General features: G+C 60.8%; 16 protein-coding genes. 6 read left to right on the forward strand and 10 right to left on the reverse strand.

All coding sequences use genetic code 11. The annotated features are described in order from the left end of the window. A partial coding sequence (locus tag FEM54_RS04660; protein WP_138449700.1) for a pyridoxal-phosphate dependent enzyme occupies positions 1–282 on the reverse strand: 282 nt, incomplete at its 3' end. Positions 283–448: 166 nt separating this feature from the next. On the opposite strand from FEM54_RS04660, the gene epsC reads away from it, so the two are divergent. The 4 genes from epsC (at position 449) to mgrA (ending at position 6425) form a co-directional block, all read left to right on the forward strand. Then, a complete protein-coding gene (gene epsC, locus FEM54_RS04665; protein WP_138449702.1) occupies positions 449–1375 on the forward strand; it encodes a serine O-acetyltransferase EpsC in 927 nt (308 codons plus the stop codon). A gap of 402 nt (positions 1376–1777) precedes the next feature. Continuing rightward, positions 1778–3739 carry a choline transporter BetT gene (gene betT, locus FEM54_RS04670; protein ID WP_171045795.1) on the forward strand — a complete coding sequence of 654 codons (1962 nt, stop codon included), beginning with the start codon at positions 1778–1780 and terminating at the stop codon, positions 3737–3739. Positions 3740–3950: 211 nt separating this feature from the next. Continuing rightward, positions 3951–5279 (forward strand): OprD family outer membrane porin, encoded by a 1329-nt coding sequence (locus tag FEM54_RS04675; protein ID WP_138449715.1) that lies wholly within the window; start codon positions 3951–3953, stop codon positions 5277–5279. A gap of 108 nt (positions 5280–5387) precedes the next feature. After that, a complete protein-coding gene (gene mgrA, locus FEM54_RS04680; RefSeq protein ID WP_138449705.1) occupies positions 5388–6425 on the forward strand; it encodes an L-glyceraldehyde 3-phosphate reductase in 1038 nt (345 codons plus the stop codon). 758 nt (positions 6426–7183) lie between these two features. Here mgrA and tauD read toward each other — a convergent pair. The 7 genes from tauD to FEM54_RS04720 all read right to left on the reverse strand — a co-directional run bounded on the left by tauD (position 7184) and on the right by FEM54_RS04720 (position 15407). Next, the gene (tauD, locus tag FEM54_RS04685) at positions 7184–8020 is read right to left on the reverse strand and encodes a taurine dioxygenase (RefSeq protein ID WP_138449707.1); all 837 of its coding nucleotides are present in this window, start codon (positions 8018–8020) and stop codon (positions 7184–7186) included. A gap of 11 nt (positions 8021–8031) precedes the next feature. Next, positions 8032–8868 carry a taurine ABC transporter permease TauC gene (gene tauC / locus FEM54_RS04690; protein ID WP_138449709.1) on the reverse strand — a complete coding sequence of 279 codons (837 nt, stop codon included), beginning with the start codon at positions 8866–8868 and terminating at the stop codon, positions 8032–8034. Beyond that, entirely contained in the window at positions 8865–9644 is a 780-nt protein-coding gene (tauB, locus tag FEM54_RS04695; RefSeq protein WP_017135361.1) for a taurine ABC transporter ATP-binding subunit, read from the reverse strand. The genes tauC and tauB overlap by 4 nt, the downstream gene beginning before the upstream one ends. Before the next feature lie 18 nt (positions 9645–9662). Further along, a complete protein-coding gene (gene tauA / locus FEM54_RS04700) occupies positions 9663–10640 on the reverse strand; it encodes a taurine ABC transporter substrate-binding protein (protein ID WP_138449711.1) in 978 nt (325 codons plus the stop codon). A 258-nt stretch (positions 10641–10898) separates the two neighbouring features. After that, positions 10899–12482 carry a glutamate--cysteine ligase gene (gshA, locus tag FEM54_RS04710; RefSeq protein ID WP_017135363.1) on the reverse strand — a complete coding sequence of 528 codons (1584 nt, stop codon included), beginning with the start codon at positions 12480–12482 and terminating at the stop codon, positions 10899–10901. Between the two features lie 214 nt (positions 12483–12696). Continuing rightward, positions 12697–13080 carry a PaaI family thioesterase gene (locus FEM54_RS04715; RefSeq protein WP_017135364.1) on the reverse strand — a complete coding sequence of 128 codons (384 nt, stop codon included), beginning with the start codon at positions 13078–13080 and terminating at the stop codon, positions 12697–12699. Next, positions 13080–15407, reverse strand: a complete 2328-nt coding sequence (locus FEM54_RS04720; protein WP_138449712.1) for a Tex family protein — start codon at positions 15405–15407, stop codon at positions 13080–13082. Before FEM54_RS04720 ends, FEM54_RS04715 begins: the two co-directional genes overlap by 1 nt. Positions 15408–15764: 357 nt before the next feature. Here FEM54_RS04720 and ompR point away from each other — a divergent pair, with 357 nt between their 5' ends. Further along, the gene (gene ompR / locus FEM54_RS04725; protein WP_017135366.1) at positions 15765–16505 is read left to right on the forward strand and encodes an osmolarity response regulator transcription factor OmpR; all 741 of its coding nucleotides are present in this window, start codon (positions 15765–15767) and stop codon (positions 16503–16505) included. Between the two features lie 117 nt (positions 16506–16622). Continuing rightward, on the forward strand, positions 16623–17936 hold the full coding sequence (locus FEM54_RS04730; RefSeq protein ID WP_017135367.1) for an ATP-binding protein: 1314 nt from the start codon (positions 16623–16625) through the stop codon (positions 17934–17936). A 154-nt stretch (positions 17937–18090) separates the two neighbouring features. On the opposite strand, the gene rimK is transcribed toward FEM54_RS04730, so the two are convergent. Both rimK and rimB read right to left on the reverse strand, forming a co-directional pair. After that, a complete protein-coding gene (rimK, locus tag FEM54_RS04735; RefSeq protein ID WP_003171022.1) occupies positions 18091–18996 on the reverse strand; it encodes a 30S ribosomal protein S6--L-glutamate ligase in 906 nt (301 codons plus the stop codon). Further along, on the reverse strand, positions 18993–19389 hold a 397-nt coding region (gene rimB / locus FEM54_RS04740), incomplete at its 5' end, for a retropepsin-like aspartic endopeptidase RimB (RefSeq protein ID WP_138449714.1). The genes rimK and rimB, both read right to left, overlap by 4 nt.

The raw sequence follows: 19389 nt of genomic DNA on the forward strand, positions 1-19389 counted from the left end.
GCCCAGGCCGAGCTTGGCGGCCAGCGCGGCGGTCTGGCGCACATGGTTGGATTGGATGGCGCCGGCGGTCACCAGGGTGTCGGCGCCCTGGGCGATGGCATCGGCGGCCAGGTATTCAAGCTTGCGCAGCTTGTTGCCGCCCATGGCCAGCGGCGTGGTGTCGTCGCGCTTGACGTAAATGTCCCTGCCCAGCCAGGCCGACAGCCGCTCGAGTTTTTCCAGGGCGGTGGCGCCGCCCAGCAGTTCCAGGCGGTTAAAACGGTCGAGCTGTTGTTTGATCATGGCGACATACAGTGGCTAAGTGATGGGGCGACTATAGGCAGGCACTTTTCAACCGGCAACCGCCAATCGCTTATGCCGGATAGTTCTTAGCATCACACCATTGGTTCTTAAGGGCGGCCAGGGTGCATACCGTAAAGTGATGGCCATTTCGTCAGGAGTGAATACCGTGAGTGAGCGTTCCAGTCATTGGCAATTACAGACCATCGTCAGCGAGCTGCGCAGCGCCCGGGACCAGTGGCGAACGCGCAATGGCCGCCTGAGTGGCGAACACGGTGGCCGCGAGTTGCCGTCCCGCGAGGCGGTGGCGCAGATTCTTGAAGCGCTGTGCGGCGCGCTGTTCCCGATGCGCCTGGGCCCGGTAGACCTGCGTGAAGAAAGTGAAGATTTTTACGTCGGCCATACCCTCGACGTCGCCCTGAATGCCTTGCTTGCCCAGGCCCGCCTGGAGCTGCGCTACGCCGCGCGCCAGGGTGCAAGGGATGACAGCGAGGTCGATGCCCTGGCCATCCGGCTGATCCAGGACTTCGCCCTGGCCTTGCCTTCACTGCGTAGCCTGTTGGACACCGATGTGCTCGCCGCCTACCACGGCGACCCGGCGGCGCGCAGTGTGGATGAAGTGCTGCTGTGCTATCCGGGGATTCTGGCGGTGATTCACCATCGCCTGGCGCACCATCTGTACCGCGCCGGGCTGCCGTTGCTGGCGCGGATCAGTGCAGAGATTGCTCACTCGGCCACCGGCATCGATATTCACCCTGGTGCGCAGATCGGTCCGAGTTTCTTTATCGACCACGGGACAGGTGTGGTGATCGGCGAGACCGCGATCATCGGCGAGCGCGTGCGCATCTACCAGGCCGTGACGTTGGGCGCCAAGCGTTTCCCGGCGGATGAGGACGGGCAGTTGCAGAAAGGCCACCCGCGCCATCCGATCGTTGAGGACGATGTGGTGATTTATGCCGGGGCGACGATCCTGGGGCGCATCACCATCGGCAAGGGCTCGACCATTGGCGGCAATGTGTGGCTGACCCGCAGCGTGCCGGCGGGGGCGAACATCACGCAGGCGAATTTGCAACATGACGACGGCGCGCAGAAATAGTATTTGAGCCAAACACCGATCAACTGTGGGAGCTGGCTTGCCTGCGATAGCGGAGGACCAGTTGGCACATTTGTAGCTGACAGACCGCTATCGCAGGCAAGCCGGCTCCCACAGTAGTGTCCGCATTTCAATTCCGAGCCACTGAACGATTTGCCATCCCCGCCCGTCATACCAATCCTTGAGCTAGTGTAGGAATTGTCTACCACTCAGCCCTGCGATTAGTCCAAAACCGCCTACCTATGTTTAACTTGAATGCTCGTTCAAGTTAAACCCGGTGGTTCGCTGCCCGCTCACAACAGGAGGCTTACCTTTGCTGAGTCCGTTATTTACAGCCACATCACACACCTTCGGGGTGCATCGTTCATGAGTGCATCGTCCACCCCATCCAGCGGCCTGGTGCGCATGAATGCGCCGGTTTTCTACTTTGCCGCAACCTTCATTTTGCTGTTTGGCATCACTGTCATCGCTATTCCGCAAAAGGCCGGTGCCTGGCTGCTGGCAGCGCAAAACTGGGCGGCCAACACGGTCGGCTGGTACTACATGCTCGCGATGACGCTGTATCTGGTCTTCGTGGTGGTCACCGCGCTATCGGGCTACGGCAAGATAAAACTCGGTGCCGACCACGACGAGCCCGAATTCAGTTACCTGTCCTGGGCCGGCATGCTGTTCGCCGCCGGGATCAGTATCACGCTGTTTTTCTTCTGCGTCTCCGAGCCATTGACGCACCTGGTGCAGCCGCCTCAGGGCGCGCCGATGAATGCCGATGCGGCTCGCCAGGCCATGCAGATCCTGTTTCTGCACTGGGGTCTGCATGGCTGGGGCGTGTTTGCCTTTGTCGGCATGGCCCTGGCGTACTTCGCCTACCGGCATAACCTGCCGCTGGCGCTGCGTTCGGCGCTGTACCCGTTGATCGGCAAGCGCATCAACGGGCCCATCGGTTATGCGGTGGACGGCTTCGGCATCATCGCCACGGTGTTCGGCCTGGGCGCCGATATGGGTTTTGGCGTGTTGCACCTCAACTCCGGTCTCGACTACCTGTTTGGCATCGCGCATACGCAGTGGATCCAGGTCGGCCTGATCACCTTGATGATGGGCGCCGCGATCCTGGTTGCCGTCGCCGGCGTCGACAAGGGCGTGCGAGTGATGTCCGACATCAACATGCTGCTGGCCTGTGCGCTGCTGCTGTTTGTGTTGTTCGCAGGCCCCACCCAGCACTTGCTCAACACCTTGATCCAGAACATCGGTGACTACCTCGGCGCCTTGCCGACCAAGAGCTTCGATGTGTACGCCTACGATAAACCCAGCGACTGGCTGGGCGGTTGGACGGTGTTCTACTGGGCCTGGTGGATCGCATGGTCGCCGTTCGTGGGCCTGTTCATCGCGCGTATTTCCCGTGGTCGGACCATCCGCGAGTTCGTCTTCGGCGTACTGCTGATTCCGCTGGGCTTCACCCTGGCGTGGATGTCGATCTTCGGCAACAGCGCCATCGACCAGGTGCTCAACCACGGCATGACCGCGTTGGGCCAGTCGGCCATCGATGACCCTTCGATGAGCCTCTACTTGCTGCTGGAAACCTACCCGTGGAGCAAGACGGTGATCGCCGTCACGGTGTTTATCAGCTTCGTGTTCTTCGTCACTTCGGCGGATTCCGGCACCGTAGTGCTGTCGACCTTGTCGTCCAAAGGCGGCAACGCCGATGAAGACGGGCCGAAATGGCTGCGGGTGTTCTGGGGCGCGATGACGGCGCTGGTCACCAGTGCCCTGCTGTTTGCCGGCAGTATTGATTCGCTCAAGTCTGCGGTGGTGCTGACCTCGTTGCCGTTCTCGCTGATTTTGCTGCTGATGATGTGGGGGCTGCACAAGGCCTTCTACCTCGAATCGCAGAAGCAGATTGCCCAGTTGCATTCGCTGGCACCGGTGTCGGCGGCGCGCAAAGGCCGAGGCGGTTGGCGCCAGCGTTTGAGCCAGGCTGTGCACTTCCCGTCACGTGATGAGGTGTACCGTTTCCTCGAATCGACGGTGCGCCCGGCGATTGAAGAAGTGACGGCGGTGTTTGTCGAGAAAGGCCTGAATGTGGTGACTCAGCCTGACCCGTCCAACGACAGCGTTAGCCTGGAAATCGGGCATGGCGAGGAGCATCCATTCGTTTACCAGGTGCAGATGCGCGGTTACTTCACGCCGTCGTTTGCCCGGGGTGGCATGGGTTCCAAAGAGATCAACAACCGCCGCTATTACCGCGCGGAAGTGCACTTGAGTGAGGGCAGCCAGGACTACGATCTGGTCGGCTACACCAAGGAGCAGATCATCAACGACATCCTCGACCAGTACGAGCGCCACCTGCAGTTCCTGCACCTGGTGCGCTGACCCACCGATCGTTCCCACGCTCCGCGTGGGAACGATCAAATGCCCGCAAACCCGCGTAATTAAAGGCTTTCTTAAACTTAATTTCATTCGTGAACTAAGCGTTTTGACTCCGAACTGTCATCTGGCCACTGCGTAATTGTGTGAAGCGTTTGACGCTTTCATTTCAGAACAGTGACGGAGACCGGTAACAATGAAGACGTTAATAAGCCCCATGGTAGGTGCCGCCATGGCGAGCTTTATGCTGTCCGCCCATGCCGATTTTATCGACGACAGCCACGCCGACGTGACCCTGCTCAACCGCTATCTCAACCAGCAAGGTCGTGATGTGGTGGGCAGCAACGCCAAGGCGCATAGCGTGCGGGATTGGGGCCAGGGTTTCGAGTTCAACTTCAAGTCAGGCTACACCGAAGGCCCGGTAGGTTTTGGCCTGGATTTGCAGGCGTTTTACGGTTTGAAGCTCGATTCCGGTGGCGACCTCAACGACAAGGATCACCAGGGCCGTTACCCAGGCAGCATGTTCCCGTTGGACAACGGCAAATCCGCCGACCAGTTCGGTGTACTCAGCCCGACCTTCAAGATGCGTTTCGCCAAAGATGAACTGCGGGTTGGCACGCTGTATGGCAACAACCCGGTACTGGCCAACACCGACGGCCGCCTGTACCAGCAGACCAATACCGGCGTGCAACTGGTCTCCAAAGACCTCAGCGACTTCACCTTCACCGGCGGCGATATCTTCAAGACCAAGATCCGCAACGAAACCGGCGACCAAGGCATGATCACCGCCGGCGGCACCCGAGAAAGTGATCGCTTCCTGTTCGGCGGTGCGGACTACACCGGCATCCAGAACACCACCGTGAGCCTGTGGTACTCCAACCTTGAGGATTACTACCAGCAGTTCTTCCTCGGCGCCAAGCGTCATGACGCGTTGTCCGTGGGCGCCATCGACACCGACGTGCGTGTGTTCCGCAGCCTTGGTGTAGGCGCCAACGCCGACGGCGATAAAGACTTTACCGGTGCCGGTCTGTATGGCGACGGCACCAGCAAGGGCCGCATCAACCAAACCACCGCCAGTTTGCTGGAGAGCTACAGCCTGGACGGTCACACCGTCGGCTTGGGCATCCAGCAAAACAGCGGTGACAGCGACTTCCCGTACCTCGATTCCGGCCTCAACAGCGGCGACAACCGCCAAGGGCCGGGCTCAGGCGCAGACACCCCGGCGCTCACCAACATGCAGTTGAATAAATTTCAACACGCCGGTGAGCGCACTTGGCTTGCGCAGTACAAGTATGACTTCGGTAAGCTGGGCCTTACCGGCCTGACGTTCTCGGCGGCCTATGCCCACGGTGATGACATCCGCACCGTGCAAGGCACCACCAGCGAGTGGGAACGCAACATTGCCGTGGCTTACCAAGTACCGACCGGCACCCTCAAGGGCCTGGGCGTGACCTGGAAAAATGCCCACGCCAGCCCGGATATTACCGGTGCCACCGTTCAAGATGAAAATCGCTTTTATGTCAGCTACGTCGTTCCACTCTGGTAGGAAATTGCTGTAGAACGGAACGGCAGGCTTAAGCGATTCAGCTGGTTAAAAGGCCTGGGAATAACCTTATTCCCAGGCCTTATTTGCCTACGTCCAAGAGAGGATTCGATGACTTACATTGCTGCCGAAAACCGCTATGAATCTATCCCGTACCGCCGCGTAGGTCGCAGTGGATTGGTGCTGCCGGCACTGTCCCTGGGGCTGTGGCACAACTTTGGCGACAGCACCCCGATTGACACCCAGCGCGCCCTGCTGCGCACTGCGTTTGACCTGGGGATCAACCACTTCGACCTGGCCAACAACTACGGCCCACCGTATGGCAGCGCCGAGATCAACTTCGGCCGTTTGCTGCGTGAAGACTTCAAGCACTACCGCGACGAGCTGATCATTTCCAGCAAAGCCGGCTGGGACATGTGGCCCGGCCCTTACGGCCAGGGTGGCGGTTCGCGCAAATACGTACTGGCGAGCCTGGACCAGAGCCTGCAACGCCTGGGCGTCGACTACGTGGATATTTTCTACTCTCACCGTTTTGACGCCGACACCCCGTTGGAAGAAACCGCCAGCGCCCTTGCCACTGCCGTGCAGCAGGGTAAGGCGTTGTACATCGGTATCTCTTCTTATTCCGGGGTGAAAACCCGCGAAATGGCGGCGCTGCTCAAAGAGTGGAAAGTGCCGTTGCTGATCCACCAGCCGGCCTACAACCTGCTCAACCGCTGGATTGAAAAAGACCTGCTGGATACCACCGACGAACTTGGCGTAGGGGTGATTGCTTTCACACCACTGGCCCAGGGTTTGCTCACCGACAAGTACCTCAACGGCGTGCCGGCCGATGCGCGGGTCAACCGCCCAGGTGGCGGCTCGTTGCAGGCCAAGCACTTGTCTGAAGCCAACATTGCCCATGTGCGCGGGTTGAATGAAATCGCCAAGCGCCGTGGCCAGAGCCTCGCGCAACTGGCCCTGGCCTGGACCCTGCGTGACCCACGGGTGACCAGTGCCTTGATTGGTGCGAGCCGACCGGAGCAGATCATTGAAAACGTTGGCGCGTTGAAGAACTTGAGCTTCAGCGCGGAAGAACTGGCGGAGATTGATCGGTTTGCGCAGGAAGGCGGGATTAACCTGTGGGAAAAACCGTCCACTGCTGAATAAGCCGGTACAAGCCGGTCAAAAATGTGGGGCTTGCCCGCTCCCACATTTTGATCTTCGGTGTGGCAAATTCACTCGGTTGTACTCGGCCAATGTGGGAGCCGGGCTTGCCCGCGAAGGCGGTGTGTCAGTCGATGAATGCATGGGCTGGTCCGCCGCTATCGCAGGCAAGCCAGCTCCCACATTTTGATCTTCAGTGTGGCAAATTCATTCGGCAGTACGCGGTCAATGTGGGAGCCGGGCTTGCCCGCGATGGCGGTGTGTCAGTCGATGAATGCATGGGCTGGTACGCCGCTATCGCAGGCAAGCCAGCTCCCACATTTGATCTTCAGTGTGGCAAATTCATTCGGCAGTACGCGGTCAATGTGGGAGCCGGGCTTGCCCGCGATGGCGGTGTGTCAGTCGATGAATGTATGGGCTGGTCCGCCGCTATCGCAGGCAAGCCAGCTCCCACACTTTGATCTTCAGTGTGGCAAATTCACTCGGTTGTACTCGGCCAATGTGGGAGCCGGGCTTGCCCGCGATGGCTGTGTGTCAGTCGATGAATGTATGGGCTGGTCCACCGCTATCGCAGGCAAGCCAGCTCCCACATTTTGATCTTCAGTGTGGCAAATTCATTCGGCAGTACGCGGTCAATGTGGGAGCCGGGCTTGCCCGCGATGGCTGTGTGTCAGTCGATGAATGTATGGGCTGGTCCGCCGCTATCGCAGGCAAGCCAGCTCCCACATTTGATCTTCATTGATTCAGAGGTTGTGCCTGGTTTAGAAGGGGACGTCGCCCAGGATTGTGGCGCGATGCATCACGCGCCGTTGCGGACGGTAGTCATCCACGGCGTAGTGCTGGGTCACGCGGTTGTCCCAGAACGCCACGTCGTTCTCCTGCCAGCGCCAGCGAATGGTGAATTCCGGCCGTGTTGCGTGGGCAAACAGCAGCTTGAGTATGGCCTCGCTTTCCGCCGGCTCCAGCTCGTTGATTTTGGTGGTGAACCCATCACTCACAAACAATGACTTACGCCCGCTGACCGGATGCGTGCGCACCACCGGGTGTGACAGGGGGGGATTCTTCTTGCGGGTATCTTCCCAGCGCGCCAGGTCTTCGGCGGTGTTGCCAAAGCGCTCCAGCGGGAAGGATTTGGTGAAATCATGAGTCGCCGTGAGGCCGTCGAGCAGGCGCTTGAAGGGTTCCGACAGGGCTTCATACGCCGCAATGCCACTGGCCCACAACGTGTCGCCACCAAAGGCCGGCAGCAGTTTGGCGCTGAGCACCGCGCCGAGCGCCGGCGTCGGCAGGAAGGTCACGTCGGTGTGCCATACGGCGTTGTCGCGCACGTCAGTCACGGCAGTGTCGAGGATCAGCACTTCGGGCTGCTCCGGCACGTTGGGGTAGATCGGGTGAATATGCAGGTCGCCAAAATTTGCCGCAAACCGCGCCTGTTGCTGCGGCGTGACGGCTTGGCCACGGAAGAACAGCACCGAGTGGCTGAGCAGCGCCTGCTCAATGGCGTCACGTTCTTGGAGGCTCAACGGTTGGGTGATATCGACGCCACTGATCAGGGCGCCCAGGGCGGTGCTTATTGGCGTAACGGTCAGGCTGCTCATGCGGTTCTCACTCAATGTGCCTGGCCATGCCAAGGCACTAATTTGCGCTGCAGGGCACGCAGGCCCATTTCCATGGCGAAGGCAATCAGGGCGATCACCAGAATCCCCAGCACCACCACGTCGGTGACCAGGAACTGCGCCGCCGACTGCACCATAAAGCCCAGGCCGCTGGTGGCGGCGATCAGCTCGGCGGCAACCAGGGTCGACCAACCCACACCCAGGCCGATGCGCACGCCGGTAAGGATGTCGGGCAGCGCGCTCGGCAGGATCACATGGCGAATCAACTGGGCGCGGGTGGCGCCCAACGACTGCGCGGCACGCAGTTTGGCCGGGTCGACCGTGCGCACGCCGGTCGCGGTGGCGATGGCGATAGGCGCAAAGATCGCCAGGTAAATCAGCAATACCTTGGACAGCTCACCGATGCCGCACCAGATCACGATCAGCGGCAGGTAAGCCAGGGGCGGAATCGGCCGGTAGAACTCGATCAGCGGGTCGAGGATGCCACGGGCAATGCGGTTGGCACCGATGGCAATCCCCACCGGCACGGCGGTCAGTACCGCAAAGCCCAGGCCCAGGCCGATGCGCGTGAGGCTCGCGCCCAGGTGCTGCCACAAGGTGGAATCCATATAGCCGGTGGTCGCCAGCAGCCAGCCTTTTTGCAGCACGGCGGAAGGTGGCGGCAGGAACAACGGTTCGATCAAGCCAGTGGCGGTGACGGCCCACCAGATTACCAGCAAGGCGACCAGGGTGAGTACGCTGATCCAGCGTGTGCTCAGGCTACGACGTACTGGAATAACCTTGTGCGCTACCGGCTTGGCGGCCGTGGCGGGAAGTTCGTAGCTGCTCATGCAGGCACCTGCCGTTGCGAGAACACTTTGCCCAGCACGTGTTCACGGGTTTCGATAAAGCGCGGGTCGGACTTGATCGCCCGCGCCGATTCACCGGCGGCGTAGCGTTGACCGAAGTCCAGGTGCAGGCGCTCGACGATCTGGCCTGGGTTGGGCGCCAGCAGGATCAGGTCGGTGGCGAGAAATACCGCTTCTTCGATGTCATGGGTAATCAGGAACACCGGCTTGGCCGTGCGCCGCCAGACTTGCAGGAGCAACTCCTGCATCTGTTCGCGGGTGAAGGCATCGAGGGCGCCGAAAGGCTCGTCCATCAGCAGCACGCGAGGGTCAGCCGCCAGCGCGCGGGCCAGGCCGACACGCTGTTTCTGGCCACCGGAAAGCTGCCAGATACGGCGGCTGTCGAAACCGGCCAAATCGACGAGTGCGAGCATTTCCCGGGCGCGCACTTCGCGTTGTGCCTTGGGCACACCGGCCAGTTCCAGGCCGAAGCCGACGTTGGCCAGCACGTCCTGCCAGGGCAGCAGAGCGTCGTCCTGGAACACCACGCCGCGTTCGGCGCTCGGGCCTTTGACCGGCACGCCATCGAGGGTGATGCGCCCGGCAGAAGGTTCGACGAAGCCGGCAATCAGGTTCAACAGCGAAGTCTTGCCACTGCCGGACGGGCCGAGGGCCACCAGCAATTGCTGAGGCCCAAGGTCGAGTGAAATATCGGACAGTACCGGTTCTGTGGCGCCTGGGTACTGTGCGCTGATGCGCTCCAGTTGTAGCAAGGCCATCGCGATGAACTCCTTGAATCAGTTAGTGATGAACTTGGCGCTGACGTAAGGGGCGTAGTCCGGCAGCACGGCGTCGACTTTGCCTTGTTCCTTGAGGAACGCGGCGGTGTCGGTCACAGCCTTGGTGGTCGGTGCGCCCAGCAGGGTCACTTGGTCAGCGGCCAGTGGGTAGACGTTGCCTTGCAGCAGCAGTGGGATATCACTGGCCTTGGCGCCGGAGAGCTTCACCAGCTTGTCGACGTTGCCTTTGTCGGCCAGCCAGGCCTGTGGGTCTTTGCGGTAGGCGGCGTAGGCGTCCAGGGTGACTTTGGCGAAGGCCGTGACGATTTCCGGGTGTTTCTCGGCGAAGTCTTTGCGCACGATCCAGGCATCGAAGGTGGGCGCGCCGAACTTGGCCAGCTCGCCGGAAGTGATCAGCACTTTGCCGTTTTCCTTGGCGACGCCCAGGGCCGGGTCCCACACGTATGTCGCGTCGATATCGCCGCGCTTCCACGCCGCAATGATTGCCGGCGGTGCGAGGTTGAGGATGGTCACTTTGGAAGGGTCGATGTTCCAGTGTTTCAGCGCGGCCAACAGGCTGTAGTGGCCGGTGGAAACGAAAGGTACCGCAATCTTTTTGCCGACCAGGTCCTGTGGGCTGTTGATCCCCGAACCATTGCGCGCTACCAGCGCTTCGGCGCCGCCGATCTGGGTGGCGACCAGGAAGGTTTCAACGGGTACTTTGCGCGTTACCGCAGCGGTCAGCGGGCTGGAACCGAGGTAGCCAATCTGGACGTCGCCGGAAGCAATGGCGGCGATGATGTCGGCGCCATTGTCGAATTTGCGCCAGTCGATCCTGGCGTTGGTAGCTTTTTCATACGCACCGTCGGCCTGGGCGACTTTCGCCGTGTCTACGGTGGTCTGGTAAGCAATGGTCACATCTGCCGCCTGGGCAAACAGGCTGGCACCGGCCAGGGACAATGCGGCCAAGAGGCGCAATGGGGTAAGCAGTTTCAAGGGGAAGCTCCTCAATCAGGCGGCCGAGGATCGGCGTGAGAGGAGACTAAATGATCTAAGAACTCGAAAATAAATAACATTTTCGAATTAGCTTATGAGGAGAAGAGTGAGCGCAATCTTCAACCCAATGAAGGCAAATGTGGGAGCTGGCTTGCCTGCGATAGCATCACCTGGGTATCACTGATACACCGAGGTGTTTGCATCGCAGGCAAGCCAGCTCCCACACAAACCAGGTCCCACAGGAGATGGCGTGATGCTTTAGTTACTGATCGCCAGAATGCTTGCCTGGTACGAGCCGACAAACACGTCAAAGTCGCCCACTTCGTTTTGCTCAAGCTCCACCTGCTGAGCCAGCGACTTACGTGCCAACTCTTCAAAGCGTGCCTGCTCCTCGGCTGGTAAAGGCTCCTGGCGGAAGTGCGCGGCGTGCACCTCGCTCTGATGCAGGGAGAATTGCGCAAAGCTCTCTTTGCGCTCGGCCATCGCTGCCAGCACTTGGGCCGACGGCGTCAGGGACGAGTCCTTGACCTTCGCCAACTGAGCGTCCAGCGCCTGGCTGTGCTCGGTGATGCCATGGCTCTCATCCAGCAAGGCCGCCAGCGGGGCGATCTTCTCCAGCAGCTCGGTGGCCCATTCCTTCATGTCCACCGCCTGGCCTTCACGCTGCAATTGCAGGCCTGGGCGACGGCCTTCCTTGACCACACTGAGGAAGTTGGAGGTGGCATTGCCACACTCGTTGTTGGCGAACAGCGGGCTGTCGTTCAACGCGCAGTACAGCAGGAACGCATCAAGGAAACGCGACTCCGGCAGGTCGATGCCCATCGGCAGGAACGGGTTGATGTCCAGGCAGCGCACTTCGATGTACTGGATGCCACGGGCCATCAGCGCCTGGATCGGCCGCTCGCCGGTGTAGGTCACGCGCTTGGGGCGGATGTTGGAGTAGTACTCGTTTTCGATCTGCAGGATGTTGGTGTTGAGCTGCACCCATTCACCATCCTTATGGGTGCCGATTTCGACGTAAGGCGCGTAGGGCGTTGCCACCGCTTCGCGCAGGCTGTCGGTGTAGCTGTTCAAGTCGTTGTAGCACGGCGTCAGCCCAGCCTGGGCGTTGCTCTGGTAACCCAGGTCGCTCATGCGCAGGCTGGTGGCGTACGGCAAGTACAGCGTGTCGGCGTCCAGCACTTCAAGTTGGTGCGAACGACCGCGCAGGAAACCGGCGTCCAGGGCCGGTGAAGCACCAAACAGGTACATCAGCAGCCAGCTGTAGCGGCGGAAGTTACGGATCAGCGCGATGTAGGCGGTGGACTGGTAGTCGCGGTCGGTGCCGACGAAGCCTTCAGTCTCCTTGAGCAACGGCCACAGCTGTTCCGGCAGGGAAAAGTTGTAGTGGATGCCGGCGATGCACTGCATGGTCTTGCCGTAACGCAGGGCCAGGCCCTTGCGGTACACGTACTTGAGCTGGCCGATATTGGAGGTGCCGTAGTAGGCGATCGGAATATCTTCCTCGGCCGGCAACGGGCACGGCATCGAAGGGCTCCACAGGTACTCGCTGCCGAGCTTGCTGTAGGCAAACCGATGGATCTTGTCCAGGCTGCTCAGGGTGTCGGCCGGGTTGGGCAGTGCGGGAGTGATGAACTCCAGCAGCGATTCCGAGTAGTCGGTGGTGATCAATTCATTGGTCAACGCGGCGCCCAGGGCTTCTGGATGCGGCGTTTGTGCCAGGCGACCCTCACCGGTGACGCGTAGGCATTCACGCTCGATGCCGTGCAAGCATTGCTCTAGCAGGGAGAGGTGTTCGCGCTTGCCGAGCAGGGCCAGGCGGCGGTTGAGAAGTTCGCTCAAGTTGGATTCCTTCACGCGTCAGTCGCCCCAATATGGGGGTGGGCAGGACGGTCTACAAGGGTGAAGTTGAAACTGGCGTTATCGCCTGGTTTAGAGTCGATTTGGCTCACATTGAAAAAGCCTACTTCACTCCATGAATTGGGCTATAGCGCAGCAAGAAAATTCCGACGCTGTTGTCGCAGCGCCGAAATTAACTCAAATCGAGGGCGGGGAGCTAGAGGACAGCGAAGGTGCCTTGTGCTTTTGCGACAAGTCTTTCGCCTTGATACACATCGGCTTCGACCACCAACGTGCGTCTGCCGGCGTGAATCACCCGGCTGGTGCACAGCACATCACCGTCTTCGACGGCGCGGATATAGTTGATCTTGCACTCGATGGTCGCGCTCTGCTGGTCAAATCCATGGGCGCTGGAACAGGCCAGCCCCATGGTGATGTCGACCAGGCTGAAAATCGCCCCGCCATGGAGCTTGCCCGCGCGGTTGCGCAACTGCGGCTCCAGGGTCAGGGCCACCTCGGCAACGCCCTCGTCCAGGCGTTGCAGGCGGCAGCCGATCAGTTCGCTGAACGCGCTCTGGGTCAAACCGGCCGGGATTTCCATCAGCGTTTCTTCAACTGCTTGGCGTTGGCAAACAGCGACGCCATCGAGTTGTTGCTCGGCGCGGCCGTGGCGGTGGGCTCTTTACGCGGCGCGTTACCCTGGGATTGGCGCGGGGCCGAGCCTGGGCGTGCACCACGGGCGCCGTCGATTTTCTCGCCTGGGGTGTCGCTCATGCGCATCGACAGACCCACGCGTTTGCGCGGGATATCGACTTCCATGACCTTGACCTTGACCACGTCACCGGCTTTTACCGCTTCGCGTGGATCCTTGATGAACTTCTCCGAAAGCGCAGAGATGTGCACCAAACCGTCCTGATGCACGCCGATATCCACAAAGGCGCCAAAGTTGGTCACGTTGGTGACCACGCCTTCGAGGATCATGCCCGGTTGCAGGTCCTTGAGGTCTTCAACACCGTCCTGGAACTCGGCGGTCTTGAACTCGGGACGCGGGTCGCGGCCAGGTTTTTCCAGCTCTTGCAGGATGTCGGTGATGGTCGGCACACCGAAGGTTTCGTCGGTGTACTTCTTCGGGTCCAGGCGCTTGAGGAACGCGGCGTCACCGATCAGCGAACGGATATCGCGGTCGGTCTCGGCGGCAATACGCTGCACCAGCGGGTAGGCTTCCGGGTGAACCGCAGACGAGTCCAGCGGGTTATCGCCGTTCATGACCCGTAGGAAGCCGGCGGCCTGTTCAAAGGTTTTTTCGCCCAGGCGTGCGACTTTCTTCAGCGCAGCGCGGGTTTTGAACGCACCGTTTTCGTCGCGGTGGGTGACGATGTTCTGCGCCAGGGTGGTGTTAAGCCCGGAAATACGCGCCAGCAGCGCGACCGAGGCGGTGTTTACATCCACGCCCACCTTGTTCACGCAGTCTTCCACCACCGCATCCAGGCCGCGCGCCAGTTTCAGCTGCGACACGTCGTGCTGGTACTGGCCGACACCAATGGATTTAGGGTCGATCTTCACCAGCTCTGCCAGCGGGTCCTGCAGGCGGCGAGCAATGGAGACGGCGCCACGGATCGACACGTCGAGGTCCGGGAATTCCTTGGAAGCCAGTTCCGACGCCGAGTACACCGAAGCGCCGGCCTCGGAAACCATGACCTTGGTCATCTTCATGGCGGGGTATTTTTTGATCAGCTCGGCGGCCAGCTTATCGGTTTCACGGCTGGCGGTGCCGTTGCCGATGGCGATCAGGTCCACGGCGTGCTTGGCGCACAGGGCGGCCAGGATGGCGAGGGTCTGGTCCCACTTGTTGTGCGGCACGTGCGGGTACACGGTGGCGTGGTCCAGCAGCTTGCCGGTGGAGTCGACCACCGCAACCTTGCAGCCGGTACGCAAGCCCGGGTCGAGGCCCAACGTGGCGCGCGGGCCGGCCGGTGCGGCCAGCAGCAGGTCGTGCAGGTTGTGGGCGAACACGTTGATCGCCTCGGTTTCGGCGCCGTCGCGCAACTCGCCGAGCAGGTCGGTTTCCAGGTGGGTGTAGAGCTTGACCTTCCAGGTCCAGCGCACGACTTCACCGAGCCACTTGTCCGCAGGACGGTTCTGATTCTGGATGCCGAATTGTTGCCCGATCATGCCTTCGCACGGGTGCATGGTGCCCGGCAATTCGTCGCCGACTTTCAGCGCCGAGCTGAGAATGCCCTCGTTGCGACCCCGGAAAATCGCCAGTGCCCGGTGCGACGGCATGCTCTTGAGCGGCTCGTCGTGCTCGAAATAATCGCGGAATTTGGCGCCTTCTTCCTCTTTGCCGGCGATAACGCGAGCACTGAGAATGGCTTCCTGCTTGAGGTAGGTGCGCAGTTTTTCCAGCAGGCCGGCGTTTTCAGCGAAACGCTCCATGAGGATGTACTTGGCACCTTCGAGGGCGGCCTTGATGTCGGCGACGCCTTTTTCGGCATCGATAAAGCGCGCGGCTTCGGCTTCCGGGGCCAGCGACGGGTCGTTGAACAGGCCGTCGGCCAGCTCGCCCAAACCGGCTTCCAGGGCGATCTGGCCCTTGGTGCGGCGCTTCTGTTTGTACGGCAGGTAAAGGTCTTCGAGGCGGGTCTTGGTGTCGGCGAGCTTGATGTCGCGTTCCAGTTGCGGGGTCAACTTGCCCTGTTCCTCGATGCTGGCGAGGATGCTGATGCGCCGTTCGTCGAGTTCTCGCAGGTAGCGCAGGCGCTCTTCCAGGTGACGCAATTGGGTGTCGTCGAGGCTGCCGGTCACTTCTTTACGGTAACGGGCGATGAAAGGCACCGTGGAGCCTTCATCCAGTAGCGCGACGGCCGCTTCGACCTGTTGTGGGCGTACACCGAGTTCCTCGGCAATGCGGCTGTTGATGCTGTCCATAAAACCACCTGAAATTCTTGAAAGCAGCTCGCAGGCCCGGAAAACAAGGCGTTGCGAGGCTGGTTGAGCGGCGCCAGCGGCACCGCTGCCTGGGTCAAAAGGCTGCCTATTGACCCTCGAAATCGGGAAATTGCTGCCCCGCGCTGAAAAAACGGCTGAGGCTGCAAACAGTAAAGTCTGACAGTGCCCTGCGTGAAGGCGCCGCATTATAACCAGCGTTCTGCCCTTGGGGGGTACTGCGCCGGTGGTTGTAGGACGCGGGTTCGCTGGCGGTGGAGGAAAAATCTGCTAACAATGCACACGGTGCGTATAACGGCAGCTACGCCATAATGCGCGCCGAGATAAGAGGAGCATCTAATGAGCAGCACTGCACAAACTGCTGAAGGCGAAAAAATTCTCATCGTTGACGACGATCCGGGGCTGAGCAGCCTGCTGGAACGTTTTTTCAACTCCAAGGGCTACCGTGCCCGCGCGGTGCCGAACACCGAGCAGATGGACCGCCTGTTGGGGCGTGAAGTGTTCAACCTGGTCGTACTCGACCTGATGCTGCCCGGCGAAGACGGCCTTACCGCCTGCAAGCGCCTGCGCGGTGCGAACAACCAGATCCCCATCATCATGCTGACCGCCAAGGGCGATGAGCTGAGCCGCATCAAGGGCCTGGAACTGGGCGCTGATGACTACCTGGCCAAGCCGTTCAACCCTGACGAGTTGATGGCTCGGGTCAAGGCCGTATTGCGTCGCCAGGCACCGCCGGTACCGGGCGCGCCAGGCAGCGAAGACGAGAGCGTCACCTTTGGTGAATACGAGCTGTCACTGGCGACCCGCGAACTCAAGCGTGGCGAAGAAGTGCACATGCTGACCACCGGCGAGTTCGCCGTGCTCAAGGCATTGGTGATGAATGCTCGCCAGCCGTTGACCCGCGACAAGCTGATGAACCTGGCCCGTGGCCGCGAATGGGACGCCCTGGAGCGCTCCATCGACGTGCAGATCTCGCGTCTGCGCCGGATGATCGAGCCGGACCCGGCCAAGCCGCGGTACATCCAGACGGTGTGGGGCGTGGGTTATGTGTTTGTGCCGGATGGCACTGCAACCAAGTGACCGATGACTTGCAGGGGCGGGCATCCCGGCGTTTGACTCCATGAGGGTCGACGGGATGCCCGGCGTCTGCAATTCTGCGAGCGCCGCTCGTTCCTGCAAGGTGTTTAGCTGTCTCCTATGAAAACCCCGTTGTGGTTCCCGCAAAGTTTCTTCTCTCGCACCCTTTGGCTGGTGCTGATCGTCGTTCTGTTTTCCAAGGCGCTCACGCTGGTTTATCTGTTGATGAACGAAGACGTGCTGGTAGACAGGCAGTACAGCCACGGTGTCGCCCTGACACTGCGTGCCTACTGGGCCGTTGACCCTGAAAACCGCGAAAAGGTAGCAAAGGCTTCGACGCTGATTCGAGTCGACGGCGCTGGTGTGCCCGAAGGTGAGCAGCATTGGCCTTACAGCGAGATTTATCAGCGTCAGATGCAGGCTGAGCTGGGAGAGGACACCGAGGTGCGCCTGCGCATGCATGTTTCACCTGCACTCTGGGTCAGGGCTCCGAGTCTGGGAGATGCCTGGATCAAGGTGCCCCTTTACCCCCATCCGCTGCGCGGGCAAAAAATCTGGAACGTGTTGGGCTGGTTCCTGGCCATCGGTTTACTTTCAACCGCTTCCGCGTGGATTTTCGTCCGACAGCTCAACCAACCGCTTAAACGCCTGGTGTTTGCCGCCCGCCAACTCGGGCAGGGACGCAGTGTGCGCCTGCCGATCAGCGATACGCCCAGTGAGATGACCGAGGTGTACGGTGCCTTCAACCAGATGGCGGAGGATGTCGAACAGGCCGGGCGCGAACGCGAGCTGATGCTGGCGGGCGTGTCCCATGACTTGCGCACGCCGCTCACGCGTTTGCGGCTGTCCCTGGAGTTGATGGGCAACCATAACGACCTGACCGACGACATGGTGCGCGACATCGAGGACATGGACGCGATTCTCGATCAGTTCCTGGCGTTTATCCGCGATGGCCGTGATGAGGTGGTGGAGGAAGTCGACCTTACGGACCTGGTGCGTGAGGTGGTGGCGCCCTACAACCAGAATGGCGAACAGGTGCGCATGCGCCTGGAGCCGATCCAGCCGTTTGCATTGCGTCGGGTGTCGATGAAGCGCCTGCTGAACAACCTGATCGGCAACGCCTTGCATCACGCGGGTTCAGATGTGGAAGTGGCCGCCTATGTGTCCGGCGACAGCACGGCGCCCTATGTGGTGTTGAGCGTGATGGACCGTGGTACGGGCATCGACCCGGCGGAGCTGGAAGGTATTTTCAACCCATTCACCCGTGGCGACCGTGCGCGGGGCGGCAAGGGTACGGGGCTGGGGCTGGCGATTGTGCGGCGAATTGCTTCGATGCATGGCGGCAATGTTGAGCTGCGCAACCGCGAAGAAGGCGGCCTGGAAGCGCGGGTGCGCTTGCCGCTGGGCTTGATGCTGCCAAGGGATGCGGTCTAAAAAACAACAGCAACCCAATGTGGGAGCTGGCTTGCCTGCGATAACGGTGTATCAGTTAACAAATGGGTTGCTGACCCACCGCTATCGCAGCGATGCGGCGACCCGACAAGCCAGCTCCCACAGGTTTTTTCGGTGGGTGGAAGGCCGGGTTGTATCAACCCTTGCCTTTGGTCCGGGTCATATTCGGCCCACCATTCTTCTCCAAATGCTGAATGATGATCCCCGCCACATCCTTGCCGGTGGTGGTCTCGATCCCTTCCAGGCCCGGTGATGAGTTTACCTCCATCACCAGCGGGCCGTGGTTGGAGCGCAGGATATCCACGCCCGCCACTGCCAGGCCCATCACTTTGGCGGCCCGCAGCGCGGTCATGCGCTCTTCCGGGGTGATCTTGATCAGGCTGGCACTGCCGCCACGGTGCAGGTTGGAGCGGAACTCCCCTGGCTTGGCCTGGCGCTTCATGGCTGCGATCACCTTGTCGCCGACCACGAAGCAGCGGATATCCGCACCGCCGGCTTCCTTGATGTATTCCTGCACCATGATGTTCTGCTTGAGGCCCATGAACGCCTCGATCACCGACTCGGCGGCAGTCGCCGTCTCACACAGCACCACGCCGATACCTTGGGTACCTTCGAGCACCTTGATCACCAGCGGTGCGCCGTTGACCATCTCGATCAGGTCGGGGATGTCATCGGGGGAGTGGGCAAAGCCGGTCACCGGCAGGCCGATACCCCGGCGCGACAGCAATTGCAGGGAGCGCAGCTTGTCCCGCGAACGGGCGATGGCTACCGATTCGTTGAGCGGGAACACGCCCATCATTTCAAACTGGCGCAACACCGCGCAGCCGTAGAACGTCACCGAAGCGCCGATCCGCGGGATCACCGCATCAAAGCCTTCCAGCGGTTTGCCCCGGTAGTGGATCTGCGGCTTGTGGCTGGCAATGTTCATATAGGCACGCAACGTGTCGATCACCACCATTTCATGGCCACGTTCGGTGCCGGCCTCGACCAGGCGGCGGGTGGAATACAGACGCGGGTTTCGCGACAGCACAGCAATCTTCATGCAGCACCTGGGGCAGAAATAGTAGAGACCGGGAACACCGGCTTGTCTTGAACGTACTTGACGCCGGGGTTGACCACCAACTGGCCGTCAATCAGCGCCTTGGAGCCCAGCAACAGGCGGTAACGCATGGCCTTGCGACAGGCCAGGGTGAATTCCACCCGCCATACTCGGTCACCCAGTGCCAGGGTGGTGCTGATTACATACCGCACCTGCGCATGGCCGTTGGAGCTCTTGATAGTTTTCATCGTCACCAGGGGCGCTTCGCAGCGACGATGGCGCAATTGCACCACGCTGCCCAGATGCGCAGTGAAGCGCACCCACTTCTCACCGTCGCGCTCAAAGGGCTCGATATCGGTGGCATGCAGGCTCGAGGTACTGGCACCGGTGTCGATC

This window comes from Pseudomonas edaphica (genome assembly GCF_005863185.1).
Taxonomy (GTDB): domain Bacteria; phylum Pseudomonadota; class Gammaproteobacteria; order Pseudomonadales; family Pseudomonadaceae; genus Aquipseudomonas; species Aquipseudomonas edaphica.